Source organism: Leucobacter faecis, from assembly GCF_054456695.2.
Genome location: NZ_JBTJER020000002.1, coordinates 156,269 through 180,927, shown reverse-complemented (window position 1 = coordinate 180,927; position 24,659 = coordinate 156,269). Strand labels below are relative to the sequence as shown.

Genomic DNA, 24,659 nt, shown 5'->3' with positions numbered 1-24,659 from the left:
GCTCGGGTGGGCGGTTTCCGCGGGCTCGGAACCGGAGACGGTGGAGGTTCGGCTGTCTCGGTTTTCTGCGCCGGTGCTGCTGACGGATTCGGGGCTGGTGCTCGCGGCGCATGGTGTGCCGTGCTGGACGCATCTGGTGTCTGATCCGTTGGGGGCTTCGGGGTGTCGGGCGTGCATGCCGGTTGGGCGTGTGCTCTGGGATTTTGACGAAGAGAAAGGGTGGGGCTGATGAGTTATGAGGCGCTGAATTGGGCTTGGAAGCTTACGGGGCTGCCTACTACGCAGAAGTTCTTGCTTGTCGCGCTCGCTGACCATGCCGACGAAGAGCACTCGTGCTATCCGGGGCAAGAGAAGCTGGCGCGAATGATCGGCGTGCATCGGCAGGCGGTGTCGCGTAACCTCACCGCGCTCGAGTCTGCTGGGTACATTTCGAGGTCTCAGCGTAGGCGTGGTGATGGTTACCGCTCGTCTGATCGGTTCGTGCTCGCGGTTGGTGCTGAAATCTCATGTACGCGAAACGTACGTACGATTCAGGCCGATCTCATGTCCGCCAAAACACGATCTCATGTCCGCGAAAAGGGGGGACAAGAACCATCAGTAGAACCATCAGATATAAACCCCTCTATAGTCTCCCCAGCTTCGGGTTCTGAGTTGGTTACTGCGGCTGATGATCTAGAGGTGTTCGCGGGTGCTGATGTAGTAGCTACAGCGTTCGCGGCGTTCTATAGCTCTTACCCTCGCAAGGTAGGTAAGGCTGCTGCTCGTAAGGCTTTCGTTGCTGCTGTGAAGCGGGCGGGGTCGGCTCAGGTCGTGGTTGATGGGGCGCGTAGGTTCGCGGCGGATCCTAACTTGCCGTCTGGGGCGGAGCGTAACTTTATCCCGCACCCGTCGACGTGGCTGAATCGGGACGGCTGGGAGGACGAGGCGTTGCCGCCTCGTGCGGGCGCTGGGGTGGTCGAGACGGGGCGCAGGGTTGATGAGATTCTGCGGGCTCGTGCTGCGGGCGCCGGGCAGCTCGGGGTGGGCGCGTAATGGATGCGATCGGAGCGAACATTTTGTTGACCCGGTTGCGGTTGCTGGATCCTCGGTTCCCGGTGGCTGATGATCCGGTAGCGCAGGCGGAGGTGTGGGCGGACGTGCTGCACGACGTCGCGTTGGAGGACGCGCTCAAGGCTGCGGTAGCTCATTACCGGGAGTCGTCGCTGCGGCTGATGCCTGCCGATCTGGTGGCGCGGTGCCCTGCGGTCGATGTGGTCGATCCGGTGGCGCGGGAGCGGGCTGAATGGCTCGCCGCTCGCGGCCTGTCGGAGGCGGAGTTGGCGCGTATGGGTCGGGGCGAGTTGGAGAGGCTGGTGTCTGGTGGTTGATGAGACGCCGAGGGATGAGCTCGCGGAGCGGTCGGTGCTGGGGGCGTCGATGCTGTCGAGGCGTGCCGCGGGTGACGCGGTGGAGGCTTTGACGGTCGATGACTTCTATGTGCCGAAGTACGGGACGGTGTTCGCGGCGATCGCGGCACTGGTGTCTCGTGCGGAGCCGGTGGATGCGATCACGGTAGGCGACGAGTTGTCGCGGGCGGGCGAGCTCACTCGTATGGGTGGGCCGGGCCTGCTGCATGAGATGACGGAGGCGGTGCCTACAGCGTCGAACGTCGGCCACTATGTGGAGATTGTTCGGGAGCGGGCGGTGCTGCGGCGCCTGATGGAGGCGGGCGGGCAGATCGTTCATTCGGCTGTGTCGGGTGTCGGCGCGGTCGATGAGGCGGTGGAGGCTGCCCGCTCGCTCGTTGACGGGGTGTCTCGTCGTGTGGTGCGTGACGCGTCTTGGATCGGTGAGGGCCTGTCGGGGACGTTCGAGCAGCTGCGGTCTGGGGCTGCTGATGCTGCGCCGACGTTGTGGTCGAAGCTGAACGCATACATTGGTGGGCTTCGGCCCGGCTGCCTGTACGTGGTAGGGGCAAGACCAGGTGTCGGTAAAACTGTCGTCGGACTGAATCTGGCGGCGGGGCTCGCTGAGTCGCGGTCTGTCGGGTTCGTGTCGCTCGAGATGAGCGAGGAGGAGCTGCGGCGTCGCCTGTTGTCTGCTGAGGCGACCGTGCATCTCGGGGGCCTGCTGGACGCCAACCTGTCGGTCTCCGACTGGGAGGCGCTTTCGGCCGCCGAGGGGCGTGTGCGGGCGTTGCGTCTGTCGGTGTATGACCAGGCGTCGTCGCTGTCGCAGGTGCTGTCGTATGCGCGCACCCTGCATCGGCGCGGGGGCCTCGGCCTGCTCGTGGTCGATTACCTGCAGTTGATGAAGGGTGACGGTCGGGCTGAGTCGCGGCAGGTGGAGGTGTCGGAGTTTTCTCGGGCGCTGAAACTGTTGGCGAAGGAGCTGCAGATTCCGGTGGTGGCGTTGTCGCAGCTGAATCGTGAATCTGCGGGCAGGAAGGGCGGGGAGCCGAAAATCTCGGATCTGCGCGAATCAGGCTCGTTGGAGCAGGACGCCGATGTGGTGTTGCTGCTGCATCGGGATGAGGAGCGCAAGCCGGGCTTGTTGAAGATTGCTGTGGCGAAGAACCGTCACGGTCGTCCGGGTGACTTCACTCTGAATTGGGAGGGGAAGTTCGCGCGGGCTGTTGAGATGCCGTGGGACCCCACGGCTGTACTGAATGAGAGGGGCTTCTAATGGCTTACGGAGGATACAAAATTGAGGTTGAGGGGACGCTGGCGGCGGATCCGGAGGTGTCGCAGGGCCGCGATCGGGAGGTGTTGAATGTGCGGGTTGCGCATTCGGCGAAGGCGAAACAGGGCGACCAACTCGTTGATACGGAGACGACGTGGTTTAAGGGCGTCAAGTGGCAGCGGGGTCAGTCGGCGCAGGACCTGCACAACGTGGCGGCGTCGCTGAAGAAGGGCGATCGTGTGCTGGTGACCGGTACTGCTTTCGCGGAGGCGTGGCAGTCGCGTGACGGCAAATCGGGGGTGACGAATGTGATCGAGATTGATCAGATCACGCCGGTGCTGCGGTGGGCTACCGCGCAGGTCGTGAAGAACGAGCGCGGCGGCGGTGGTTACGCTCAGGGGCAGGGCCAGTCGAATTGGGGCCAGGCGCAGGGCCAGCAGGGCTGGGGGCAAGCTGCGGCGCCCGCGGCACCACCTGCGCCCGCCGCTCCCGCTGCCGCGGCGCCCGCGGCGCCCGCGGCGCCAGCCGGGGGTAGCTTCTGCGGCGGATTCGATGACGAGGAGCCGTTCTAATGGGCGCGTGGGAGTTCTGGGCGCTGATCTGGCCTTGGGCGCTCGTTGTCGCGGGCCTGCTCGTCGTCGCGGCCGTGCTCGGGCTGCTCGTGTGGATCGTGTGGCAGGTCGCGGTGGCGCTCGCCGCTGGGAGAGTCGATCGTGGTAGTAGCGGCGACTGAATGCGTGCGCGGCTGCCAGGTGGCTGTCGATGACGGACGAACCGTGTTCGTCGCGGCGGCCGCCACAGGTGGGAGCAAACTGTGCGATTCCTGCCTGGGCCGCATCGGCTGGCTACTCGATGACTGCGCCGACATCGCGGCGCGGGCTCGCCTCGCGGTCGTGCCGGGCCTCGGGGCGTCGACTGACGGCAGCGAAAGGGTGTCGGGGTCGAAAGACCCAGGGCTGCCCTTAAACGTCGCTGCTATGGACGCCTGCGACCTCGTGGTCGGTGTTGTGGCTGAATGGGTGACGTTCTGGGCGGAGACACTGCATGCGCGGCCGCCCGAGGCGCTCAAGGCGGCGCTCGCCGCCGATCGTAACGTGGCCGGGGTTCGTGCCGGTACGGACGCGGACGCGGTCGCTGCGGGGCTGCTCGAGTGGGGGGCGTGGTTGAAGCTGCGGCTGCCTGCGATCGCCCGCTGGGACGCGGCCGGTGAGTTTCTGGACGGGTTGCGTGTGGTTGTGGCTCGTGTGGGGGCCCAGTTCCCGCGCGATACCGAACGGGTGGTGGAGCAGCGGCCGCGGTTCTGCCCTACCGGGTGTGTAGAGCCTCGGGTTTGGGTGTCGTGGCCGATGCGCGGTACTGACCCGGAGGTTAAGTGCGGGGGCTGCGATTGGTTGTTTGAGACGGATTGGAAGGAGTTTCTTCATGCTGTTGGGGTTTCGTGAGGCGGCGGTGCGGGAGCGGGTGGGCCTGCGCACGTTGGAGCGGTGGCGTGGTGAGGGTATGCGGGTGGAGCGTGATGGTGCGCGTCTCCTGGTGGATCCTCGCGTGGTGCGGGTGTGGAAGAGGTGGAAGTCGTTAAATAACGTTCGGATGGAGCGGCGGCGGCGTGTGGCTGTTGCTGCGGGGGTGTCTGGTGCGTTGGTTACTGGGGTGCAGCGGGAGCGTGTGCGTCGGGAGTGGTTGGCTGCTGGCGGCCGCTCGGAGAGTCTGGAGGTGGAGTGATGGGTAATCGGATTGAGTGGGGCGAGATTGGCCGGTACGTAGTCGGCGATTCGGTGCTTGTGGGGCCGGGCGCTGTGGTTGATGACCACGGTTCGGTGAATGAGCGGTATGCGTTGAGCTTCGAGGGTATTTGTTTGGAGGGCTCTTTGGAGGCGTTGGAGGCGTTTGGGGCCGCTGTGGCGGCTGACGCTCGGGCTCGGATCTACGGCGACGGCCGGGTGGAGTCGGTGACCGCCCAGTTCTCCGATGCGCAGGTTGAGCGGGTGGCGACTGCGCTCGCGGTGCATGCGGCGACCAAGTTCTACGGCGACCCTGAGATAGGCCGCGATCCTGGCGTGGTCGCTCGGTTCAAAGATCAGGCGGTCGCTGCGCTCGAAGAGCTGGAGGGGGTGATGAGGGGTGAGTAGGGTGATCTACCGGCATAGCGTTCCCGTCGACGTCGCCGACTTCGAAGTACCGGCCGGGCGCGTGGTGCACGTCGCCGCAGACCGAGAGGGCAAGCACGATCGCGTGGACGTATGGGTCGAGCACCAAGCTGGCGTGACCCATAGCGAGGGCGGGATCGTGTTGAACGTGCACGGCACCGGCCACCCCATACCGGCTGACGGGCGCGCGCATGTCGGCTCGTGCATCGTCGGATGGTTCGTGTGGCACGTGTACGCCAGCCAGGGCGGCGGTGATCGGGCATGAGCGAGCAGCGGCTGGTTAGGTCGGCTCGGGAGCGCGCCGACTATGTGGAGGGTCTGTCGAACGGGCTCGGCCTACCGGAGGGGCATGTGGCGCGGCGCGAGGTGTCGTTGCTGCGTGAGCTCGCTGACGCGCTGGAGGCGCACGCCGGGGGTGATGCGTGATGTGGACTTACACCTGCACGGGCTGCGGCGAGCGCGTCTCGCACGTCGATGACCTTGAAGCACAGAAGCTGTTTCACGAGCACGTAGCGGCTGCGCATCCGCGAGCGCACACGGTCGTGCTGACCAAGGTCGGTGATGAATCGTGATTGTGGTGTCGTGCAATCGCTGCGGCTCGATCGTGACCGTGGCCTCATCTCAGGCTGATGCGACCGCGAAGCATCGGGAGCACATCGTGCAGTGTGAGTTCAACGACGGTAAATAGCCGATCTTGGATTTCGATCCTGCTTTGGCCGCTGGTCAGGGCATTTTTTGTACCCAAAACCGGGGGCCGCACTACCGCGGCCCCCGCGACAGGAGGAGTGAGTCACTAATGGTTCAGTTTCTAGACTTTTTCGCCGGTTTCGGTGGCGCATCATCAGGGCTTGTCGAAGCTGGGTTTGAGCTTGTGACTGCGTACAACCATTGGGAGCGCGCGATCGAGGTACACAGCGCGAACCATACCGAGGCCGACCACGTGCAAGGCGACCTCAGTGGCTATGACATGCGCCGACTCCCGTACGCACCCGTACTGTGGGCATCCCCCGAATGCACGTGGCATTCACCGGCTGGCGGGCGCAAGCGCGTGCAGACGTCGGGGCCAACATTGTTCGGTGATGACCCGCTGCCGGCAGACGCTGGTGTGCGGTCTCGGGCGACGATGTTTGACCCGATCCGTGCGGCGGAGGCCCGCAATTTCGATGTCGTGATCATTGAGAACGTGGTCGAGGTTGCCAGATGGCCGCTCTTCGAGAGTTGGTTGAAGATGTGGGAGGCGCTCGACTACTCGTGGCAGGTCGTGAATGTGAACGCGGCGCACGTCTACTCGGAGAAGAATGCGCCCGCGGGGCAGTGGCGTGACCGCATCTACGTCGTGCTCACCCGCAAGGGCGTGACGCCGCCGAACCTTAACCCGTCGCCGCCCGCGTACTGCGGGCAATGCGATCGCACGGTTTCAACCAGGCAGCATTGGAAGAAGCCCGCCCCGGATGGTGCACCGAGGTTCGGGAAGTACGGGCCGCAATACGTCTACGTGTGTGACGCGGGCGCGCACGCCCTGCAGGTGGTCGAGCCGTATGTACTGCCTGCGGCGGCGGTGATCGACTGGTCTGATCTGGGTGTTCGGATTGGTGACCGTGGCAAGCAGGGGTTGCGGCCGCTCGCGGCGGCGACACTGCGCCGCATCGAGGTTGGGTTGCGGATGTTCGCGAGGCCCACGGTGGTGGGTGCTGCTGGTCAGACGTGGGATGCGGCGAACCCGCGGCACCCGAAGTTCGGGGGCGACGGATACTACCGCGCCTGGGATTCGCTCGACCCGCTAAACGTGCGACAGGCGGGCGGCAGCGGTGACGGCGTAGCAGTACCACCGTTCGCTATGGCCGTGAATCATGACGGCGCAGGTCGGCAGTTCGGTTTTAACGATCAGCCGTGGCCGACCCGATCTACGAAGATCGGTGACGGGATGGTGTTTCCCCCGTACGTGGCTGAGCTGTACGGGACGAGCACGGCGCGCGGCGTTGAGCATCAGGCGCTCTCGACGGTGACCGCGGGCGGTGGGCATCACGGGCTTGCTGTGCCCCCGGATGCGTTTCTGTCGAGGCAGTACGGGCAGCGCGGCAGCGAAGCGCACCTGAACTCGAGCGTCGCGGCACCGATGTACACGGTCACGGCGACGGGCGGCAATCATGCGCTTGTCGTGCCGGAACGTAAACGGCCGGCCGATCGCTTCGATGGCGATCTGCCGTTCCACATCGATGACGTGCGCTTCCGAATGCTTGGCCCGAAAGAACATCTACGTGCGCAGAGGTTCGCGGATGATTATGACACGAGCGCGGCAAATAAATCGGAGACGACGAAGGGTGCAGGCAATGCGGTCGCAGTGAATGTGTCGCATTGGATTGGAGGACAAGTATTTGAGGTGCTGACCTGACAAACGAGCGTACTGAATTCTGCCTTTGCTAATGCGACGGCAGAGCTCAGTACGCTTAGATGGGAACGGGTCGTGAACCACAAGTGATCCTTACCTTCGTTGAATGGGAGACCGCATTGGGCTCGAACACTGTTGTATCTGACGGCAGCCATGCACCTAAACTGGGCATCACAATCAAATGGTCGACCATTTCGTTGACGCTCGCAGGGATAGCGTTTGCTTCCGTAACGGTCCTGATCATCATTGTCACGACCACGTCAGCAGACCTGCTTGCCACAGTGGCGCTGCTATTGGCGATCTTGTCGTTCTCTGCACAGTTAATCGTTACTGCTTCGCAAGCACATAGCGCCGACCTGCATTACCGCGACTTGTCTGAACTCTCAACCCACACACAAGGCACCCTCGAGAAACTCGATGAACGCCTAAACGGGATGCTCGAATCCCAAAAGAACACGTTTGAGAAACTACTCAATACTGTGATTGACAACGGGGTCAACCAAGAGACAATCGAACACGTACTGGCGACTGTTAAAAGCAGCATCGTGAACAGTGACACAAAAACTCCGGGTAATGAAAACGACGTGACTGCGACCTTTGCTGAAGTTGCGGAACAGTTAACCGCTCAACTGCGCAGCGAACTCAAGCAATCCGTAGACCGGGAAGTGGAACAGGCTAGTTTGCGTGCGCCCGTAATCACTATGAGGCGCACGCTGAAATCGAAAATCATGTCGGAGGAGCAGCGTGCAATTGAAGGCCTCTCGCGTCTCATGGTCGCTGACAAAAACTTGGTCGCTAAATTCATCGAGCGAGGTCACGAGATGGACACTCGAGGAGGCCGAATAATTAAGGCCGAGTATGCCAAGCTCCCGAAATGGGTCACTGATCTAGGGCCAACAAGGCTAGTTCGGATCAGCAGCGGAACTAACACCGATACTTCTGAGAAGTTCACGCAGGCCGCACTTACCCAGATGGGACAGTCGACCTTGGACGCACTGAGCAGTCCCGAGCCACTTGTTGATGATCATTTGTCGCTTCTCGTGTCGAGAGTACGTCGATACGCACAAGAGGGGTAGATACGTCGATAGTTCCGATTTGACAAATGCCTATTGGCGGAGCCTAAGTTAAAAGTAGCGCAAAGAGGGTACCGGCGGAGCCGGTGCCCTCTTTGGCGTTAGATGCGCAGTCGGTTGTCTGTTCTGGCCCTCGCCCGAGGGGTGCATCGGCATCGGGGTTCTTTCGATGGGGATCGGTAGATAGGCGGGCGGGAGGTCTTGCGTGGTTGAGATGTCCCGCTCGTCGCGCCGGATGCAGCTGCTCACGGCCGAGTTCAAGGAGCTGAGCCGGGCGGCTGATGCGCCGTGCTGGTTGTGCACCGAGCTGATCGATTATGAGGCCGACGGCACGATTGACGATTACGCATTCCATCTGGATCACTTCTGGCCGTGGAAGCCGTATCCACAACATCGTGATGACCCGGAGAACTTTCGGGCGTCGCACCGTCTATGCAATATTCGGCGCGGTGAGGAGTTGCCGCGGCCGGATCTGGGGTCGCTGTCTCGGGAGTGGTTCGGGGCAGTGCAGTAGAGGAGGGCGTGTCAAGTGGCGATCAGAATTCTTGTCGGGCCTCCGTGTGCGGGCAAGTCCACTATGGCGTGGGAGCTTCGCGGCAGCAATGATCCTGTGGTCGACTTTGATCGGATAGCTAGCGCGCTCGGTTCTGCTGAGTCGCACAACGCTGATGGCAGGGTCAAGGCTGTGGCGTTCAAAGTTCGTGATGCTGCCATCGACGCAGTGCTCGCCCTCGGTGGTGACTCGTGGATTATCCACACCAGTCCGACCGCGTTTCAGCTTGGCCGTTACGACATCTACGGCGCGGAGTTCATCTTGGTGGACCCCGGCATTGATGAGTGCTTGCGTCGAGCTGAGGCTGATGGTCGCCCGGATCGAACAGCTGACGTGATCCGGGCTTGGTATGACTCGCCGCCGGTGCTGCCCCAGTCGGGGTGATAGCGGTGCGGTGGGCTTTCGTGGCGTGGAGCAGTTTGGTAGCTCGCGGGCTTCATGTGCCCGAGGTCGCAGGTTCGAATCCTGCCGCCGCAACGAAACGGGGCCCCAAACAAAACGGGGCCCCGTTTATTTAGGGGGGGGTGGAGCAATGGCCGGGGTCACAAAGACCGGGGGTGCCCACCAGATAGAGGTGGCTTGCCCGTACTGCGGGGCTGGGCTCACGGTGAGCCTGACGCCTCGGCTGATCGCTTGCAACTGCACGACCAGTCGAAGCCACGCCCACGTGATCATGGTGGACAACGCCGAGCTCGTGCTCGTCACTCATCGCGCATCTAACTGCGCACCAAGCCGAGGGGATGGATCGTGATGGATATCTATACGTTCAGTGTCAGTGATGCGGCGGGCATGATCGCTCGCCTCGACGCGGAAGGCGGAGCCGGTCAGGTGCTCGTCGTCGGCAGCTCGCTGCGTGAGTCCAACGAGCTCGTCGAAGCGTTGTTCGACGACCTGCTCGCCCGCGCAGTTCCCACTGTGATCCGAAAACCGAACGGCAACCTCGAACTCGAGCTGCTGTCGGGCATCAAAGTGCGCGCAATTTCCGGGGCGGGGGCAAGAGGACGATCGGCAAGGCTGGGCATCCTCATCCCTGGGGTGAAGCCCAACGTAGTGAGGGACGTACAGGTGGTGGTACACGGTATGGGCGGCTCACTCATCGCAGTGAACCTCCCAGCGCCCGTAGAGCCCACACCAGAGAAGCCCGAGCCCGAATCCGACAGCCACCCAACACCGCGTCTGAGGCTGAATAAAATCCAGCACCACCCCAACCCACCCCGACTCTTCGTCGTGTCTCTTCCTCCCTCCCCGAGGTTTTGGCGGGTTTCCACCTTCGAAGGGAGGGCCTGTGGCATCTCGTAAACATTTGGTTGCGGTGAATCGGATGATTCGTGCGGCTGATCTTGATGCTCTTGGCTTGGACGCGGCGATTGTGGAGTTGGCGCGTGATTGCGCGCGAGATATGGATGCGGCGGGTAGTGAGCGGCCGTTGAATTTGGTGCGTGCCTATCAGTCGTCGTTGAAGGATTTGCAGCGTGCTGCGGAGCGTGTGGCGGCTGCGAAAGTGTTGCCGCGAGTCAGGGCCGAGGATAGGGCGAGTGGTGTCCCAGATGCTCCGGTGGAGCCGGATGCTGCTGAATCGTTCTTTGAATGACGGGTTGGCGCGTAGTGCGCTTGTGAGCCTCGGCGGATGCCGGGGCTTTTCGTGTTTTTGAGGGGGGTCAGTGGCTAAGCATTTTGGCAAGACTGAGCCTCGGATTTGGACGAAGCCATTACGAGAGCTGACGCCGGAGACGTCGCTGGGGTTCGAAGTCATACGATTCGCTGCCGACGTGCTCGGCATCGTGCTTTACCCGTGGCAGCAATGGCTGCTGATTCACGCGCTCGAGCTGCTGCCGAACGGCGATTACCGTTTCCGCCGCGTGGTGGTGCTTGTAGCTCGCCAGAATGGCAAGACGCTGCTGGGGTCGGTACTGACGGCCTGGTGGCTGTTCTCGGACTCGCGCAGGCACCCGGAGCGGATCCCGCCCGTGCGGTTCAAAGTCGTTGGCGTAGCTCAGAACCTTGATATTGCGCGTGAGCCGTGGGCCGGTGTGAAGATGTGGTGCGATCCTCAGCCTGACACTGAGGAAGAGGCAGAGCTTGCGATTCCTGCGCTGCAGAAGCGCGCGGCAAAGGTCGTGGACACGAACGGTAAGGAATCGATCGTGGCCCGCAATCGGGCGCATTACGAGATTCGGGCCGCGGCGAATGCGCGAGGTAAGCCTGCCGCTCGTGTGCTGATGGATGAGACGCGAGAGCAGAAGGACTGGCGCGCCTGGAATGCGGTGTCTCAGACGCTTAAGAGCTTTGGTGGCCTCGGCCAGTTGTGGGCTATCTCGAATGCTGGCGACCCGAACGCGGTCGTTCTTAAGGCGCAGCGTGAGGTTGGGCTGAAAGCTATCGAATCGTTCAAGGCTTACGTGGAGGCCGGGATCCTTTCGGCCGAGGAATTTGCGAACGGCAATGACGTCTCAGTGGGTCTGTTCGAGTGGTCGGCGCCTGACTGCGAGATGGACGACGTCGAGGCGATCTTGCAGGCCAACCCATCGATCGGGCATGGCGCGCTGACTGTCGATATTTGTTTAGCTGACATGCCACCGTCGATGGCTGAGTCTGGGTATCGCACGGAGGTGCTGTGCCAGTGGGTGACTGCGAAGGTTGATCCGCATATCACTCCGGATGCGTGGCGGGCTCTTGCCGATCCGGAGTCGCGGATTGCTGACGGGTCGGAGCTCGTACTTGCTGTGGACACGGCGTTTGATCGCAAGTGGTCCTATCTGGCTGTGGCTGGGTGGCGCGATGACGGGCTCAAGCATGTGGAGCTGATTGCGCAGCGGCCGGGCATGCTGTGGGTTGGCAAAGCTGCAGAGGAGCTGCGGGAGCGGTGGCCGACGATGACGCATGCCGCGGTGCAGGTGCGTGGCTGTCCTGCGAGTGAGTTCGTGGACGTGCTTACCGAGGCCGATTTCGAAGTGATCGAGGTTGGCGGGTCGACGCTTGGCGCGGTGCCTGGTGGCTTTCACGACATGGTGCGGGATCGAAAGATTCGGCATTTGGGTCAGCCTGCTGCGGCGATGAGTTTTGAGGGTGCGATGACGAAGCAGCTGAATGAGGTTCGGGTGTGGGATCGCGTCGGGTCAGGTACGGACGCGGCGCCCGCGGTGGCGCTGTCTGAGGCTGCGTGGGCTTTGGATCATCTGCCAGAGCCTGTGGACGTTCCGGATGCGCCTGATGCTCCTGCGGTGCTGCGTCCTGACGATTTTGTGGCGAGTTCGGCGGGCGATCAGAACATTCTGACGGCCGCGTTTTGAGAGGGGGTGCTGTGGCTGACGAGAAAGAGCTGGGTTACCAGGTCAATATGGGGGTCACCTCGTGGGCGGGGTTCCTGGCTGATGAGGATGAGACGAATCCGGCGCTGCGGTGGCCGCTGTCGCTTGACGTGTTCGATCGGATGCGTAAAGAAGATTCGCAGGTGGGTTCGGTGCTGCGTGCGGTGACGATGCCTGTGCGGTCTGGACGGTGGCTGCTGGATCCCACGGGGTGCGATCCTGCAGTGGTTGATCTGGTGGCCGAGGATCTGGGCTTGCCGGTGAAGGGGCGCCCTGATGATGAGATGGAGCGCACGGGGCGTGATCGTTTCTCGTGGGAAGAGCATTTGCGGCTGGCGCTGCTCGAGCTCGTGTATGGGCATTCGATTTTCGAGCAGGTGTACCGGATCGACGATTCGGGGCGTGCTCGTCTGCGGAAGCTTGCGTGGAGGCCGCCGCGCACGATCTCTAAGTTTGATGTGGCGCGTGATGGTGGGCTGGTGTCGATCACGCAGTATGGCGAGGACGAGCCGTTGCCGGTGTCTCGTCTCGTCGCGTATGTCAACGAACGAGAGGGCGGCAATTGGGCGGGAACGTCGCTGCTCAGGTCGGCGTACAAGAACGGGCTGCTGAAAGATCGGATGCTGCGGGCGCAGGCGCTCACGGTCGAACGTAACGGACTGGGTGTGCCGGTGTATGAGTCGCCGCCTGTGCCTGATGTTGTGAAGGGCGAGGCTCGTAAGCAGTGGGTGGACGGGCAGATCGCGCATGGTCTCGAGGTCGCGCAGTCTTTCCGTGCGGGCGAGACGGCTGGTGTCTCATTGCCGCATGGGGCGAAGTTCACGCTCACTGGGGTTTCGGGGAAGCTGCCGGATACGGACAAGCCGATTCGGTATCACGATGAGCAGATCGCTCGTGCGGTGCTCGCTCACTTCTTGAACCTCGGTAGTGAGACGGGGTCGTGGGCTCTCGGCAGCACGTTCGCTGATTTCTTCACGAACTCGCTGAATGCGGTGGCCGGGCAGATCGCTGATGTCGCGCAGCGGCATGTGGTCGAGGATCTGGTCGAGTTGAACTGGGGCGCTGGTGCGCGAGCACCGCGGTTGTTGTGTGAGCCGATTGGTGCGCAGCATCCGGCGACGTCGACGGCGATTCGTGAGCTGATCGATTGTGGCGCGGTGACGCCGGACGAGGTGCTGGAGGCGCATGTGCGTGAGCTGCATGGGCTGCCGGTGCGTGATGCGGCTGGTGTGGATGCCACGGCTTCGGATGAAGTGCGTGCTCGGTTTGCTGCGGAAACTGCGCAGAAGGTGTATCTAGCCACGGACAAAGCGGTGCTGACCCAAGAAGAAGCCAGAGCGCTCGTCGAGCGCTCTGGCGCTGAGCTCTTGGGTGACCCGCCTGGCACGCAGCGCATGCCTGATCAAGAAGTAACGAACGAGGAAAAGGAGGTGGGCGGTGGCGAAGGAGCTGAATCGGAAGTGGTACAGCATTCGCGCGAGCGCTGGTGGCAGCGATTCCGGAGAAACCGAGTCGCGCGCTGAGGTGATCCTGTACGACGAGATCGGCGGCTGGGGTTATCCCGCGTCGTGGTTCGTGCAGGACATCGGCGAGCTTGACGTGGACGTGATTGATCTGCGCGTGAACTCGCCGGGCGGTGACGTGTTTGACGGGATCGCGATGATGAACGCTTTGGCGCGTCATCCGGCCCGCGTCGAGGTCACGGTGGATGGGCTCGCAGCGTCTGCGGCGTCGTTCATCATCACGGCCGCGGATCGTGTGGTCATGAACTCCGGCTCGGAGGTCATGATTCATGAGGCGTGGGGCTGGTGTGGCGGTGACGCTGCAGCAATGCGTGATTACGCGGAGTCGCTGGATCGCATGAACGCGACGATCGCGGGCCTGTACGTGAAGCGTGCGGGCGGCAAGGTCGATGAGTGGCGTGACGCGATGAGCGCTGAGACGTGGTATTCGGCCGAGGAGGCCGTGACCGTGGGGCTCGCTGACGAGTGGGCGGATGCGCCTGCCGCATCGAACAGTTTTGATTTGTCGAAGTTCGGGTTCCGGGGGCGTAATCGTGTCCCTGTGGCGCGGGCTTCGGCTCAGGTTCTCCCGGTGACCAAGCCGGGGAGTAATGGAGAGGAGGCGCAGATGGCTCTGCGTGAGGATCTCATCGAGCAGCTCGGCTTGGATGCTGAGGCGACTGATGAGGACATTCTGGAGGCGGTCGAGGCTGCTGGTTCGGAAGGTGACGGTGACGAAGGCGGCGAAGGTGAGGGCGGCGAGAGCGGCGCTGAGGCTTCGGCTGTGGCGCTGCCTGCCAACGTGATCGCGGTTGATCGTGCTGCGTTTGAGGAGCTGCAGCAGAATGCGGCGGCGGGTGCTCAGGCACTCGAGCAGATGAACACGTCGCGCCGCGAGGGGATCGTGGCTGCTGCTGTCGCTGAGGGCCGGATCGCTCCGGCTGCGCGTGACACGTGGCTGGCCTCGCTGGTGAAGGACGAGAAGGGCGCTGCGGCGCTGCTCGCGACTCTGCCTGCGAACACTATTCCGGTGTCGGAGCTCGGTAAGAGTGACGGTATCGAGTCGGAGGAGGACGCGCTTCTGGCGAAGATGGGCGTCAAGATCGAGGGGAGTTCGAAGTGAGTGATTACCTGCCTAAGTACGCGCCGGGTCTGCCGGTGACGTTGTCGGCGTCGGCTGATTTGACGGGTGGCCGTGTGCTGGTCGTCTCGGGTGCTGGCGCGGTGGCGCATGCGGGCGCTGACGTTGCTGTGGTCGCTGGTGTGGCGTCGCGTGACGTGAAGCAGGGCGAGACGGTGGGTGTCTACCCGTTGGGGGGTGTGCATCGACTTGTCGCGTCTGGCGCGGTTGCTGCTGGTGCGGAGGTCGCTTCGGCGGCTGACGGCAAGGTTGCCTCTGCGGGGGACAACGTTTTTGGTGTCGCGCTCAGCGCGGCTGCCGCTGATGGTGACGTCATCGACGTCTTGACGAACTAAGGAGGGCGCTGTGGCGTCTTACACTTACCCGGTGCCCCATGATGAGGGCACTCTTACTACTGATGAGCTGCACCGGATCCTCAGTAACCCGCGCCTGGTGGCGGCGAAGGTTGCGGAGTTGTCGAAGCTCGGCTTCATCGCTGACTACCTGCTCAGCTCGAAGCTCAACGCTGCTGGTGGTGGCGTCTACTACGAGACGGGCGCGAGCGTCGAGGATCTTTTCGCGGGCGCTGACCCTGAGGCGCTGGATCCGCTGACGGGCTACCCGCTGGTGCTCATGGATAGTGGCGCGGCTTCGTCTGTGCGTACCACGAAGTGGGGCCTCGGAACGCGTTTCTCGGATGAGAAGCTGTCGCGCGAGGGGCGCTCGTATTTCGATCGTGGCATGAAGCGCATCTCGGCTTCGGTGATCCGGCATGTGGACACGGTCGCAATGGCTGTGGTCGCGTCGAAGGTGACCGATAATTTTTCGGCTACTGCCGCGTGGAGCTCGGCGGGCGCGGTGGCCGAGACGCTGCTTGCCGCGTCTCAGGAGCGTGCTGATCTCGCGACTGGTCTCGAGCTGGACACGGTGGTGCTGCCGCCTGCGAAGTGGGCGAAGCTCATTGGCATGCTGATCGATGACAAGGCGCTGCCTCGTGAGGCCGGGAATATCGTGATGACGGGCCGTGAGCCGGTCGATGCGCTCGGGTTCACTTGGGCGACGTCGCCGAATTACAAGGGCTCGAATCTGCTCTTGGTTGACCGTGACCATCTCGGCGGCATGGCCGATGAGGATATCCAGTCGCCCGATTGGGCGAAGGGCGCCGCTGGCATCGTGGAGTCGAAGTCGGAGCGTATCCAGGGCATCGACGGTTACGAGGCTGCGGCTCGTCGTGTGACGGTGCCTGTGGTGCTTGATCCGCTCGCTGGCCTGAATATCACGGGGACGGGGCTCTAATGGCGAAGAAGTTCATGTATCGCGTGTGTGGTGCAGCTGTGGTGTTGCGTCGTGCTGACAAGTCCGAGGCGTACCTGTATAAGGGGGCGATGATCCCGTCGGGATTCACTGAGGAGTCGATCAAGCACGGTATCGCTGTGGGCCTGGTGGAGCGGGTTGAGGTTGCTGATCCTGCCGCCGATGCTGCTGCTGCTAAGGCTGCCGCGGACGCTAAGGCTGCTGCAGAGGCCAAGGCTAAGGCCGAGGCTGCCGAGAAAGCGAAGCAAGACGCGGCTGCGAAGGCTGCGGCCACGAAGTAGCCGAGAGGGGGCTGGGATGCTGAAAGCGAGTGATCTCGCTGGTGTAGATAGCGATCTTGCTACGGCGGTGATTGCTGTCGCGGTGACTGAGGCGCCGTGCCTCGATCGGCTCCCAGCCTCCGACGCCGAGGGCGATCTTGCTGAGCTGCGCAATCGTGCGATTGTGACGCTCAAGCAGGTTGCCCTTGCTGCGGCTCGTCGCGGTGACGCGCTCGTGCGGTCGCAGCGGATTGGTGCTGCCGGCGTCGATTATGGGTCGGTTGGGACGGCGTTCTCGGCTGATCATTGGGCTGCTTTGCGCGGCGTGTGTGCTGCACTGTGTGGTGGTCGGCCTGCGGGCATGCCTGTGGGCCGGTTTCCGGATCCGGGTGTGGTTGCGGATGCGTGGCCGGAGCGGGGGCGCTGATGCAGTTTGATGGTTCGGTGCTCGTGTTTCGTCGGCGTATGGTCGAGAATCCGGCTAACCCGGTTCGGCCTATTCCTGGCCCTTGGTCGGAGGCTGATTCGTGGGAGCTCGAGGGCGCGTCGTTGCAGTCGACGGGCGGTGTCGAGATGCGTGGGGACGGCCGGTTGGGGTCGATCGCTACGGTGACGCTGTATCTCGATAACCCTGATGCTGATTTGCGGAAGGGTGACGGGGTGGCTGCTGCGTTGGATGCGGTGGCGCCTGACTTCGTGGTTAATGTCGTGCCGGTGGTGAACCGTAACCCGTTTACGGGGTGGACGCCTGCACGGGAGGTGCCGTTGAAGGAGGTGAACGGATGAAGACGAAGTTCAATGACGCGTTCTTTAAGAAGCTGGGTAAGTCTCGGGAGCTTGAGGCTGCGCTGGTGGATGTTGGTGGGGCGATCGAGGGGGCTGCGGTGTCTTCGGCGCCGGTGCTGACGGGATCCTATAAGGGCCTGTTTCGGGTGGAGGTTCGTCGTGGTGCTGGGCGCACGGTGGTGCGTGTGGTGAATGATGATCCGGGCGCGCTCGCTATTGAGGCTCGTCACGGCACTCTGCAGCGGGCCGGTAGGTCGGTGACGAAGTGACCGGCTTGGTGGCGGCGCCTGACGTCGTGCTATGGGCTACGGGGTGGCTGCGAGCTCAGCTCGCGGAGCGCCCCGAGGACGTGTGCCGCGGCGTCGAGGTGGATCGGCGGGAGCCGGTTGTGGGGTCGGGTCAGTTCCCGGCCCGCCTCGTCGTCATCGGCGACTCTGGGTCGACGGACGGCGACTTGTGGCTGTCGGACATGTCACTGCGCGTCTCTGTACTGGCCGGGTCGCCTGAGAGCCCGGGCGAGTGTATTGAGCTTGCGCGGATTGTGCATGCGTTGATGCGGTCGTGTGCTCGTGCGGGTGCCGGGTCGCCGGTGGCGGCGGTGTCTGCTTCTCGTGGGCCGATGGAGGTTCCCGAGGTTCATCCTCGGGCGCGCCGTTTGTCGACGTTCGATGTTGTTGTGGTGGGGGAGTTGCTGCCGTAGGTGGTGCTCTCGCTTGTGGCCTCTGGAGATTACTCCGGGGGCTTTCTTTGTTTTGGGAAGGAGTGATTCTGGATGGATGCAAACGGTAACGATCTGTCGGCCGTAAAGGTTGTGGTGACGGGTTCGTGCGCGCTCGCACCGTTCGGCACGGTGGTGCCTACGCCGGTGGAGGGTGCGTTGGCTGAGCTGGTGCTGGATGTCGCGTTTAAGGGTGTCGGTCTGCGTACGCAGGACGGTGGCCCGCAGTGGGCGTGGGAGAAGGACGGCGACGCGCTGGAGCTGTACGAGGACGGCTATTCGGTGCCGTCGGGTCTGGCGAATGTCACGTTGGTGATGAAGCTTGCGCAGACGAATGCGTGGGTGCGCGAGATCATCTCGGGCAAGAAGCCGGACGAGAACGGCTACATCGTTTTCGATGGTGGCGGTCATGCGACCCGGTACGTCGTGTTCACCGAGGAAGTGTTCAAGGATCTGTCGATTCGGCGCCGTGTCGCGGGGCTGGCGACGGTGGACACGGTGACGGAGGACAAGAGCGAGCGTGGCGCGATCCTCGGCTATGAGGTGACGTTCAAGATTGAGCGTTCTGCTGCGGTCGGTGGCGGCCACTTTGGTGAGTGGCTGATTGAGCCGGAGGTTGTCGTGCCGTAGTTGGTGCGGTGTTGTGCTGGGCGGGGTCGTGTTTCTGGGTCGCGGCCCCGCTCTTTTTTACCCAGTACTCAGGTTTTAGGTTTGGAGGTGCAGCGTGGCTGCAGCAGAGAAGGTCGCGCCGAAGAGGCCCGCGGTGAAGAAGACGGCTGTTAAAGCGGAGGTGCTGGATCCGCTGCCGGTGCTCGAGGGTGAGACGGCGCCGCGGCATTCGGTCGTGGATCAAGTGTTTATTTGGCGCGACGAGGAGCAGGGGAAGATCCGCATTCCGTTGCGCTTCAAGATGAAGATTCTTCGTGTCTTGATCCGTATGGAGAAGGAAGAGGCCGCGTCGGAGATGGAGCAGCTGGTCGCGCTGCTTGACGGGCTGAATGATACGTCGACGCAGGAGCAGCTGGACGAACTGTGGCTGGACGACGGCATGGCGCTTGTGGAGGCGTACTTCAAGGAGTTCCAGAAGTTCAATAAGGCGACGCCGGGGGAATAGCTCGGCTCCTGCTCCTAGAGGTGGAGTATGGGGCCGCGCTCAGGTATGACTTCCGGGCCCGGTTCGGGCTGTCGTGGGACGACGTGGGGGAGTCGGTGTCGTGGGCTGACGCGGTGGCGCTCGTCGCCGGGTTGTTGCGTGAGTTCGGGTCGCAGCTGTTTTCGGCGATGTCGGGGTGGGCGTTCACGGCTTCTTACGGGGAGCTGATTGGGGCGTTGCATTATCGGGCGTTCATGAAGTCGGCGTTTGAAGAGGGCGCTGATGCGGTGCCGTTCCCGTGGTCGGTTGATGCAGGGCAAGAGGTTGTGTCTGCGGAGGAGCGGCGTATCGCTGAGGAGTATCTGGCGAAGCACACCGTGATTCGTAGCTGATTTGGAGGGGGTGGCTGTTTTGGCGTCGATGGAGGTTGGGTCGGGTCACTTTGCGGTCATCCCCTCTTTCAAAGGTTTCCGGCGTGCGGTGGATCGTGAAGCTAAGGGCGCGGGCGCGTCTGGTGCTCGCGGGTTCTCGCGCGCTATGGGCCGCGGCGGTGATGTTGCGGGCGGGCTCGCGGGCCGTGGTTTTGCGCGCGGGTTCCAGAAGTCGTCTTCGGTGTCGAAGGCACTGGATGGTGTGAAGCGTGAGGTTCGCACGTCGGCTGCGGCGGTGGCGAAGGCGCGTCTGTCTGAGTCTGACGCGGCGGGTAAGGTTCGGGTCGCGGAGGCGCAGCTTGCGGAGGCGCGGTCGAAGTATGCGGCGGGCTCGTCGCAGGTGGTGCGTGCTGAGGAGCGGCTGGCGTCGGTGCAGCGCGGCCATGTGGCTACGCAGGGGCGTCTCACGGACGCTATGGGGCGGTTGACGCAGGCGCAGAAGACGTTGGCGTCGGCGCAGGCGGGTTCGTCTGCGGGCGGCGGTTTCTGGTCGGCGATGAAGGGGCATGTTTCTAAGGCGCGCTCTGATTTGCAGTCGCTGTCTACTACGCAGGCGGCGTTCGGTAAGGCGTCGGCGGGTGGGTTTGGTGAGGCGACGTCGGCGGTGTCGCGTTTCCGGGGGGCTCTGTCTCGCGGTGCGGGCGGTTTCAACGTGTTGGCGTCTGCCGGTACCGGTATGGCGCGCACGGTCTTGGGGGCAGTCGGCCCGGTTGGCGGGCAGATTGCGAGCTCGCTTGGGCGCGGGTTTACTGCGGCGGTAGGTGCTGCGGGCCGCGCGGCGGCGGCGATTGGGCAGGCTTTCCACGGCGTGCTTGGTGGCGCGGTAACTGCTGGCGTTGCCGGGCTGCTCGGCTCGATCAAGGGCGGTTTTGATCGTTTGACCGCGGTCGAGGATGCGACCGCGAAGATGCGCGGCTTCAAGATCGAGGCCGATGTTATCGCCAAAGTCATGGACGATGTCAGAGAGTCCGTCGACGGCACGATGTACACCACGGGCGAGATGGCTGGCATTGCTGCTTCTGCTCTTGTTGCTGGCGTGAAGCCGGGCGAGCAGCTCAACAACATGATGGCGGCGATTAAGAACACTGCTGCTGGTACCGGGTCTGAGCTGGGCGAGATCGGCGACATTGTCGGGAAGATGGCGGCGTCTCAGAAGGCTGGGACGCTCGAGCTGAGTCAGCTTGAGATGCGTCGTATTCCGATCTGGAACTTGCTTGCTGAGTCGATGGGTAAGACCGTCGATGAGGTGAAGGCGGCCGCGACTGAGGGTATCGCGCTTGATGACGTGATGCTTGCGCTCAATGAGTCGATGGGCGACATGGCCATCGAGATGGGTGGCACCACAACGTCGACGTTGAAAAACATGAGGTCTGCTTTCTCGCAGTTCGGTGAAGCGCTCATGCTCGAGTCATTCCCTGGAGTGCAGGCGGTCGGGGAAGCGATTCGCCAAGCGGTACTACTGGCCAAGGATCTCATAGCTCCGCTCAAGGAAGCCTTCGGGCTAGACAACGTGGGCCCGGGCATCGAGAAGATCCGCAAGTTCACTGAGGGCATCGTCAATTTCCGAAAGATGCTTAAGGAGGGCGGGCCGGAGGGCGAGTCGGCGGTTGCTGGCATCGTGGCGAAGGTCAAGGAGCTTGCTCCTGTGCTGGGTCTAGCGGCTGCCGCGGCGATCCCTCTGATGGGTAGTTTTCTGTCCTCATTGCCGGTCATTGGCTCACTTTTTGCTGGGCTCGGGCCCGGCCTGATGGGTGGGCTTGCGCCGCTTCTCGCGGGTGGCGGGCTGATTGCAATGTTGGCGATGGATCCGGCGCAGTTCTCGTCGATGATCGACGGCATCGTCAATGCCGCAGTTTCGGGCATGGGCGGGCTGGTGGAGTCGGTGGGGTCGATCCTGTCGACGCTGGTGCCGACGATGGTCGATAATTTGGTGGCTAATGCGCCGTTGCTCGCTGCGGGTCTCGCGACCTTGCTTGGTGGGCTGGGCGATACGGTCGGGGCGCTGGTTCCGGTGCTTGCTGCGGCGGTGGCGGAGCTGGTGCCTGGTCTGCTCGAGGCGTTGGTGTCGGCTCTGCCCGCGCTGCTTGAGGGCGGGGTTTCGTTGCTGCTCGCGGTGGTCGACGGGCTGGTGTCAGCGATCCCTGTTCTGGTGTCTGCTCTCGCTGGTGCGGTGCCGGTGCTGCTGGCTGGTCTGGTGGCGGCGATCCCGCTGCTGGTAGATGGTGCGGTGCAGCTCGTGGGCGGGCTGATTACCGGCATCGTGTCGGCTCTGCCTGTCCTGATTGAGGGCGGCGTCGGCATGCTGACGGCGCTCGTGCAGGGCATCTTGGAGGCGCTGCCGGTTCTCTTGCAGGCTGTGATCGATCTCGTGACCGGGCTGCTCGGGGCGCTGATGGAGAATCTGCCGCTCATCATTGAGGGTGGCATTCAGCTTCTGCTTGCGCTCGTGACTGGTCTAATCGAATCGCTGCCGCAGCTAATCACGGCGGCGATCACGCTCGTGCTGCAGCTCGTGGCCGGACTGCTGACGATGCTGCCTCAACTGATCACGGCGGGCATTGAGCTAGTCGTGGCCTTGATTACCGGGCTCGTCGGCGCTATCCCACAGATTATTGCAATGCTGCCGCAGATCATTTCGGCGATCTGGGACGGTCTGATCGGGGTGGACTGGCTCGACCTCGGCGTGCAGATCGTGAACGGGATTATTAGCGGGCTGGCGTCTATGGGCGGTGCGCTCCTGGATGCGATTGTGGGGCTCGCTGGGTCGGCGTTCGATGGCTTCAAGGACTTCTTTGGGATCAAATCGCCTGCCAGGAAGATGATGCAGCCGGGTCGCGACATTGTTCGGGGCGCGGTTGTTGGTGTCGATAAGGAGGCGCCGGAGCTCGGGGACTCTCTTGTGGGCATGGCTGAGGGTGCTGCTAAGCGGGCTCGTGGCGCTATGGAGTCGGCGTCTGTGTCGGTTGGTGCTGCTGTCCCTGTGGGGGTTGGCGCGTCTACCGGTGCTGCTGCTGGTGCTGACGGTGTTCCTGCTGTGGTGCAGAACAACAATTTCGCGCACCTCGATCCGGCTGTGGCTGTCGAGATGACGAAGCGTGATTTCGCGCAGTTGATGAAGGGGGCGTAGTGGCTCGGTTGCGAATTAGTTTTCCTGGCGTGCAGGTGCTGAGTAGGCCCCTGGACGGTGGCGAGCTTCACGGTTTCTTTGTGGCGAAGGGGGGCTGGGAGGGGTGGGATGACGGTGTGGTTGGCGTTCGTGATTCGGTCTCCCGGCCCGGCCAGCATGGTGTCTACGATTTGCCGGTGTTGCGTGAGGCTCGGGTGGTGACGCTGCGCGGTCATGCGTTTGCGCGGAGCGAGTTCGATTTGGGCGGGTTTCGTGATGCTCTTATGGGTGTCGGTGCGGACGGCGGTTCCGTGCCTATGTCGGTGGCGCATTTGGGGCAGACGTTGCGTGCTGATGTGCGCGTGTTATCTGCCAGTTTCGAAGATGCGGGGTTGAATGATGGCCGGTCTCGGGCGGAGTTCACGCTTCATTTGGAGTGTGCTGACCCGCGTAAATATGGCGAGCGGCGCACTTTCTCTGGTGGCACGGTTGACGTGCACCATATGGGGAATTTTCCTGCGTCGCCGGTGGTCACGATTACGGGGCCGCGTGCCGCGCCGTACACGATCACCGGGCCAGGTAATCGTGTAGTGCAAGTGAATCAGGCGCTCACGTCCGGGCAGACGCATCGCATCGACTTTCGGACTGGGCGCGTGTTCCGCAACAACGCATTGCAGGTGGGTGTGCTCGGGCAGGCCGGTTTCTGGGCGATCCCGCCCGGTAAAACGTCGGTGATGGAACTGTCTCAGGGTGGCTCGATGACGGTCGCTCTCGACGACACATATATGTAAGGGAGTGACCATGAGCGAGCGAATTTGTCTGCATTCAGAGCCAGGCTACGAGGCGGGCCTATTCGTCAGCGGCAATGCCAGCGTCGGGAATTTCGACCTCTCGGTTGCACATGATTGTGAGCAGAACGGCCCCGCCCTCGGTCGGAGTCATTGTGTGGCTGACTGGAATCCACCCCTCTCCTTGCTGCTTGATGAACCCCTCGTCATGGAACATCACGGGAGCGTAAAACCGTTGATGCCCCATCTCGTCAGGGGTGAGGACCATGAAGAACAAGCGAGTCTCTAGCATCTGCTCATTGTGGCAGTGGCGCTCTCACTTTGGAAGGGAGCATGATGTGGCAGTTCACGATTCATAACATCTTCACCGGTGCGCGCATGCACTTCGTGCAGCCGTCTGCGGGGCGTTGGTCACGCTCGCCGGGCGCGGGCGACGGGCAGCATGAGTTCATGGTGCGCGACTCGGAGACGGCGCTACCAAAAACGGTGCTGCGTGATATTACGCGCCCGAATCAGTGCGCTATCGCGATCGCATGGGATGACGGGCCACCCCTGTATGCGGGCCTGATCGTGTGGTCGCACTACAAGCAGTCGACTGGTGTCGCGACAATAAAGCACGTCGACGTGCGCAGCCTTTTTAGGGTGCGGTCGACGTTCCCAGTCGGCGGCTATACGGACGGCGACATTGGCCTACAGAATGAGTCTCTGACGGGGCTCGCCCGGTCGATCGTGAACCGCGGCACGCGCTGGCCCGGCTGGACGCTACCTATCGATCAACCGGCTGATTCTGACGGGCCGCACGCGCTGCCCGTGAAAAGGTGGGAGCTCGCCCGCATCGATGACCTGCTGGTGCGGATCGAGGACATGGGCGCGATCATCGATTTCGACCCGTACTTCACGGGCGACGGGTCGCTGCGCTGGCGTACTCGCGTGGGCCTGCCCGACCTGCCTGGTACCTCGTATGAGTGGGTGTCACAGGACGGCGTGGAGTCGCCGGTCACTGATCTTGAGGTGACTTTGGACGGCACGCAGCAGGTGTCTGAGGTGATCGTGCCCGGTAAAGGCTCGGAGCTCGATATGAAGATTGGTTTCGCGTCTGACCCTGGCGGGTACGACATTCCTGTACGGCAAGGCATTGTCGCGTCGAAGGACGAATCTGACGTGGGCCGTCTGAATCGTACGGGGCAGGAGTATGCGCGTCGTCACCGGCATCACGGCACGGACTGGGCTTTCAATCTGGTGGCTGACGGGTCGTGGAACGTCTCGGGTATGAAGCCTGGCGCGCGAGTCAAGATTTGGACGGTGAATGATCCTTTCATTTTTGAGGATTACCGCGACCTGATCGTGACGGGCGTCTCGGGCGACATGACGCATGTACTCAAGCCTGAAGTGGAGAGGACGTGGTGAGCC

At 62.8% G+C, this 24,659-nt stretch carries 32 protein-coding genes, 1 tRNA gene and 1 pseudogene; 33 read left to right on the top strand and 1 reads right to left on the bottom strand.

The genetic code is table 11. The annotated features are described in order from the left end of the window. Positions 1-228: 228 nt before the first annotated feature. From ACXR2W_RS02825 to ACXR2W_RS02670, 32 genes and pseudogenes are all read left to right on the top strand, one after another. A pseudogene (locus ACXR2W_RS02825) lies at positions 229-444 on the top strand (helix-turn-helix domain-containing protein); the annotation flags it as partial. 234 nt (positions 445-678) lie between these two features. Beyond that, positions 679-1,032: an LvrA C-terminal domain-related protein gene (locus ACXR2W_RS02820; RefSeq protein WP_489948825.1), complete on the top strand. Its 354-nt coding sequence runs from the start codon at positions 679-681 to the stop codon at positions 1,030-1,032. Further along, entirely contained in the window at positions 1,032-1,367 is a 336-nt protein-coding gene (locus tag ACXR2W_RS02815) for a hypothetical protein (protein ID WP_458811718.1), read from the top strand. Before ACXR2W_RS02820 ends, ACXR2W_RS02815 begins: the two co-directional genes overlap by 1 nt. Beyond that, positions 1,360-2,664, top strand: coding sequence for a replicative DNA helicase (locus ACXR2W_RS02810; RefSeq protein WP_458811716.1), 1,305 nt, complete (start codon positions 1,360-1,362; stop codon positions 2,662-2,664). The genes ACXR2W_RS02815 and ACXR2W_RS02810 overlap by 8 nt, the downstream gene beginning before the upstream one ends. Next, positions 2,664-3,233 carry a single-stranded DNA-binding protein gene (locus ACXR2W_RS02805; protein WP_458811714.1) on the top strand — a complete coding sequence of 190 codons (570 nt, stop codon included), beginning with the start codon at positions 2,664-2,666 and terminating at the stop codon, positions 3,231-3,233. The genes ACXR2W_RS02810 and ACXR2W_RS02805 overlap by 1 nt, the downstream gene beginning before the upstream one ends. After that, entirely contained in the window at positions 3,233-3,394 is a 162-nt protein-coding gene (locus tag ACXR2W_RS02800; RefSeq protein WP_458811712.1) for a hypothetical protein, read from the top strand. The genes ACXR2W_RS02805 and ACXR2W_RS02800 overlap by 1 nt, the downstream gene beginning before the upstream one ends. Further along, complete coding sequence (locus ACXR2W_RS02795) at positions 3,375-4,103, top strand: hypothetical protein (protein WP_458811710.1); 729 nt, start codon at positions 3,375-3,377, stop codon at positions 4,101-4,103. Before ACXR2W_RS02800 ends, ACXR2W_RS02795 begins: the two co-directional genes overlap by 20 nt. Before the next feature lie 279 nt (positions 4,104-4,382). Next, on the top strand, positions 4,383-4,790 hold the full coding sequence (locus tag ACXR2W_RS02790) for a hypothetical protein (RefSeq protein WP_458811708.1): 408 nt from the start codon (positions 4,383-4,385) through the stop codon (positions 4,788-4,790). A gap of 1 nt (position 4,791) precedes the next feature. Then, a complete protein-coding gene (locus tag ACXR2W_RS02785) occupies positions 4,792-5,073 on the top strand; it encodes a DUF7352 domain-containing protein (RefSeq protein WP_458811706.1) in 282 nt (93 codons plus the stop codon). Further along, on the top strand, positions 5,070-5,234 hold the full coding sequence (locus ACXR2W_RS02780) for a hypothetical protein (RefSeq protein WP_458811704.1): 165 nt from the start codon (positions 5,070-5,072) through the stop codon (positions 5,232-5,234). Before ACXR2W_RS02785 ends, ACXR2W_RS02780 begins: the two co-directional genes overlap by 4 nt. A gap of 370 nt (positions 5,235-5,604) precedes the next feature. Then, positions 5,605-7,200, top strand: a complete 1,596-nt coding sequence (locus tag ACXR2W_RS02775; RefSeq protein ID WP_458811701.1) for a DNA cytosine methyltransferase — start codon at positions 5,605-5,607, stop codon at positions 7,198-7,200. 59 nt (positions 7,201-7,259) lie between these two features. Continuing rightward, a complete protein-coding gene (locus ACXR2W_RS02770) occupies positions 7,260-8,273 on the top strand; it encodes a hypothetical protein (protein WP_458811699.1) in 1,014 nt (337 codons plus the stop codon). Positions 8,274-8,475: 202 nt separating this feature from the next. Continuing rightward, positions 8,476-8,784 carry a hypothetical protein gene (locus ACXR2W_RS02765; protein WP_458811697.1) on the top strand — a complete coding sequence of 103 codons (309 nt, stop codon included), beginning with the start codon at positions 8,476-8,478 and terminating at the stop codon, positions 8,782-8,784. 15 nt (positions 8,785-8,799) lie between these two features. After that, a complete protein-coding gene (locus ACXR2W_RS02760) occupies positions 8,800-9,207 on the top strand; it encodes a hypothetical protein (protein ID WP_458811695.1) in 408 nt (135 codons plus the stop codon). Positions 9,208-9,226: 19 nt separating this feature from the next. Further along, positions 9,227-9,300 (top strand) — tRNA-Met (locus ACXR2W_RS02755). Between the two features lie 270 nt (positions 9,301-9,570). After that, a complete protein-coding gene (locus ACXR2W_RS02750) occupies positions 9,571-10,122 on the top strand; it encodes a hypothetical protein (protein WP_458811694.1) in 552 nt (183 codons plus the stop codon). Further along, positions 10,109-10,414: a hypothetical protein gene (locus ACXR2W_RS02745; RefSeq protein ID WP_458811692.1), complete on the top strand. Its 306-nt coding sequence runs from the start codon at positions 10,109-10,111 to the stop codon at positions 10,412-10,414. The genes ACXR2W_RS02750 and ACXR2W_RS02745 overlap by 14 nt, the downstream gene beginning before the upstream one ends. A 70-nt stretch (positions 10,415-10,484) precedes the next feature. Further along, positions 10,485-12,113: a terminase large subunit domain-containing protein gene (locus ACXR2W_RS02740; protein ID WP_458811690.1), complete on the top strand. Its 1,629-nt coding sequence runs from the start codon at positions 10,485-10,487 to the stop codon at positions 12,111-12,113. Between the two features lie 47 nt (positions 12,114-12,160). Further along, entirely contained in the window at positions 12,161-13,654 is a 1,494-nt protein-coding gene (locus ACXR2W_RS02735; protein ID WP_458811688.1) for a phage portal protein family protein, read from the top strand. Beyond that, positions 13,569-14,756: a head maturation protease, ClpP-related gene (locus ACXR2W_RS02730; RefSeq protein WP_458811686.1), complete on the top strand. Its 1,188-nt coding sequence runs from the start codon at positions 13,569-13,571 to the stop codon at positions 14,754-14,756. The genes ACXR2W_RS02735 and ACXR2W_RS02730 overlap by 86 nt, the downstream gene beginning before the upstream one ends. Further along, positions 14,753-15,109 (top strand): capsid cement protein, encoded by a 357-nt coding sequence (locus ACXR2W_RS02725; protein WP_458811685.1) that lies wholly within the window; start codon positions 14,753-14,755, stop codon positions 15,107-15,109. The genes ACXR2W_RS02730 and ACXR2W_RS02725 overlap by 4 nt, the downstream gene beginning before the upstream one ends. Before the next feature lie 10 nt (positions 15,110-15,119). After that, a complete protein-coding gene (locus tag ACXR2W_RS02720) occupies positions 15,120-16,049 on the top strand; it encodes a phage major capsid protein (RefSeq protein WP_458811683.1) in 930 nt (309 codons plus the stop codon). After that, positions 16,049-16,348 (top strand): hypothetical protein, encoded by a 300-nt coding sequence (locus ACXR2W_RS02715; protein ID WP_458811681.1) that lies wholly within the window; start codon positions 16,049-16,051, stop codon positions 16,346-16,348. The genes ACXR2W_RS02720 and ACXR2W_RS02715 overlap by 1 nt, the downstream gene beginning before the upstream one ends. Before the next feature lie 16 nt (positions 16,349-16,364). Beyond that, positions 16,365-16,754, top strand: coding sequence for a hypothetical protein (locus ACXR2W_RS02710; protein ID WP_458811680.1), 390 nt, complete (start codon positions 16,365-16,367; stop codon positions 16,752-16,754). Then, complete coding sequence (locus tag ACXR2W_RS02705) at positions 16,754-17,113, top strand: hypothetical protein (RefSeq protein WP_458811678.1); 360 nt, start codon at positions 16,754-16,756, stop codon at positions 17,111-17,113. Before ACXR2W_RS02710 ends, ACXR2W_RS02705 begins: the two co-directional genes overlap by 1 nt. After that, entirely contained in the window at positions 17,110-17,382 is a 273-nt protein-coding gene (locus tag ACXR2W_RS02700; protein ID WP_458811676.1) for a hypothetical protein, read from the top strand. Before ACXR2W_RS02705 ends, ACXR2W_RS02700 begins: the two co-directional genes overlap by 4 nt. Then, a complete protein-coding gene (locus ACXR2W_RS02695) occupies positions 17,379-17,813 on the top strand; it encodes a hypothetical protein (RefSeq protein ID WP_458811674.1) in 435 nt (144 codons plus the stop codon). Before ACXR2W_RS02700 ends, ACXR2W_RS02695 begins: the two co-directional genes overlap by 4 nt. Before the next feature lie 72 nt (positions 17,814-17,885). Beyond that, positions 17,886-18,461, top strand: a complete 576-nt coding sequence (locus tag ACXR2W_RS02690; protein WP_458811672.1) for a hypothetical protein — start codon at positions 17,886-17,888, stop codon at positions 18,459-18,461. Between the two features lie 94 nt (positions 18,462-18,555). After that, a complete protein-coding gene (locus tag ACXR2W_RS02685) occupies positions 18,556-18,945 on the top strand; it encodes a hypothetical protein (RefSeq protein ID WP_458811670.1) in 390 nt (129 codons plus the stop codon). A gap of 20 nt (positions 18,946-18,965) precedes the next feature. Then, positions 18,966-19,316 carry a hypothetical protein gene (locus ACXR2W_RS02680; protein WP_458811668.1) on the top strand — a complete coding sequence of 117 codons (351 nt, stop codon included), beginning with the start codon at positions 18,966-18,968 and terminating at the stop codon, positions 19,314-19,316. An 88-nt stretch (positions 19,317-19,404) separates the two neighbouring features. Continuing rightward, a complete protein-coding gene (locus ACXR2W_RS02675; protein ID WP_458811667.1) occupies positions 19,405-22,482 on the top strand; it encodes a tape measure protein in 3,078 nt (1,025 codons plus the stop codon). Further along, positions 22,482-23,252 (top strand): phage tail family protein, encoded by a 771-nt coding sequence (locus ACXR2W_RS02670; RefSeq protein ID WP_458811665.1) that lies wholly within the window; start codon positions 22,482-22,484, stop codon positions 23,250-23,252. Before ACXR2W_RS02675 ends, ACXR2W_RS02670 begins: the two co-directional genes overlap by 1 nt. 58 nt (positions 23,253-23,310) lie before the next feature. On the opposite strand, the gene ACXR2W_RS02665 is transcribed toward ACXR2W_RS02670, so the two are convergent. Beyond that, complete coding sequence (locus ACXR2W_RS02665) at positions 23,311-23,541, bottom strand: hypothetical protein (protein WP_458811663.1); 231 nt, start codon at positions 23,539-23,541, stop codon at positions 23,311-23,313. Between the two features lie 41 nt (positions 23,542-23,582). Here ACXR2W_RS02665 and ACXR2W_RS02660 point away from each other — a divergent pair, with 41 nt between their 5' ends. After that, the gene (locus ACXR2W_RS02660) at positions 23,583-24,656 is read left to right on the top strand and encodes a hypothetical protein (RefSeq protein ID WP_458811661.1); all 1,074 of its coding nucleotides are present in this window, start codon (positions 23,583-23,585) and stop codon (positions 24,654-24,656) included. The last annotated feature ends 3 nt before the right edge of the window (positions 24,657-24,659 follow it).

Coding starts and splice junctions, on each gene's coding strand:
- ACXR2W_RS02815 (WP_458811718.1), top strand. CDS start 1,032: ATGGATGCGATCGGAGCGAACATTTTGTTGACCCGGTTGCGGTTGCTG.
- ACXR2W_RS02805 (WP_458811714.1), top strand. CDS start 2,664: ATGGCTTACGGAGGATACAAAATTGAGGTTGAGGGGACGCTGGCGGCG.
- ACXR2W_RS02800 (WP_458811712.1), top strand. CDS start 3,233: ATGGGCGCGTGGGAGTTCTGGGCGCTGATCTGGCCTTGGGCGCTCGTT.
- ACXR2W_RS02790 (WP_458811708.1), top strand. CDS start 4,383: ATGGGTAATCGGATTGAGTGGGGCGAGATTGGCCGGTACGTAGTCGGC.
- ACXR2W_RS02780 (WP_458811704.1), top strand. CDS start 5,070: ATGAGCGAGCAGCGGCTGGTTAGGTCGGCTCGGGAGCGCGCCGACTAT.
- ACXR2W_RS02775 (WP_458811701.1), top strand. CDS start 5,605: ATGGTTCAGTTTCTAGACTTTTTCGCCGGTTTCGGTGGCGCATCATCA.
- ACXR2W_RS02770 (WP_458811699.1), top strand. CDS start 7,260: ATGGGAACGGGTCGTGAACCACAAGTGATCCTTACCTTCGTTGAATGG.
- ACXR2W_RS02735 (WP_458811688.1), top strand. CDS start 12,161: ATGGGGGTCACCTCGTGGGCGGGGTTCCTGGCTGATGAGGATGAGACG.
- ACXR2W_RS02715 (WP_458811681.1), top strand. CDS start 16,049: ATGGCGAAGAAGTTCATGTATCGCGTGTGTGGTGCAGCTGTGGTGTTG.
- ACXR2W_RS02710 (WP_458811680.1), top strand. CDS start 16,365: ATGCTGAAAGCGAGTGATCTCGCTGGTGTAGATAGCGATCTTGCTACG.
- ACXR2W_RS02705 (WP_458811678.1), top strand. CDS start 16,754: ATGCAGTTTGATGGTTCGGTGCTCGTGTTTCGTCGGCGTATGGTCGAG.
- ACXR2W_RS02700 (WP_458811676.1), top strand. CDS start 17,110: ATGAAGACGAAGTTCAATGACGCGTTCTTTAAGAAGCTGGGTAAGTCT.
- ACXR2W_RS02690 (WP_458811672.1), top strand. CDS start 17,886: ATGGATGCAAACGGTAACGATCTGTCGGCCGTAAAGGTTGTGGTGACG.
- ACXR2W_RS02665 (WP_458811663.1), bottom strand. CDS start 23,541: ATGCTAGAGACTCGCTTGTTCTTCATGGTCCTCACCCCTGACGAGATG.
- ACXR2W_RS02660 (WP_458811661.1), top strand. CDS start 23,583: ATGATGTGGCAGTTCACGATTCATAACATCTTCACCGGTGCGCGCATG.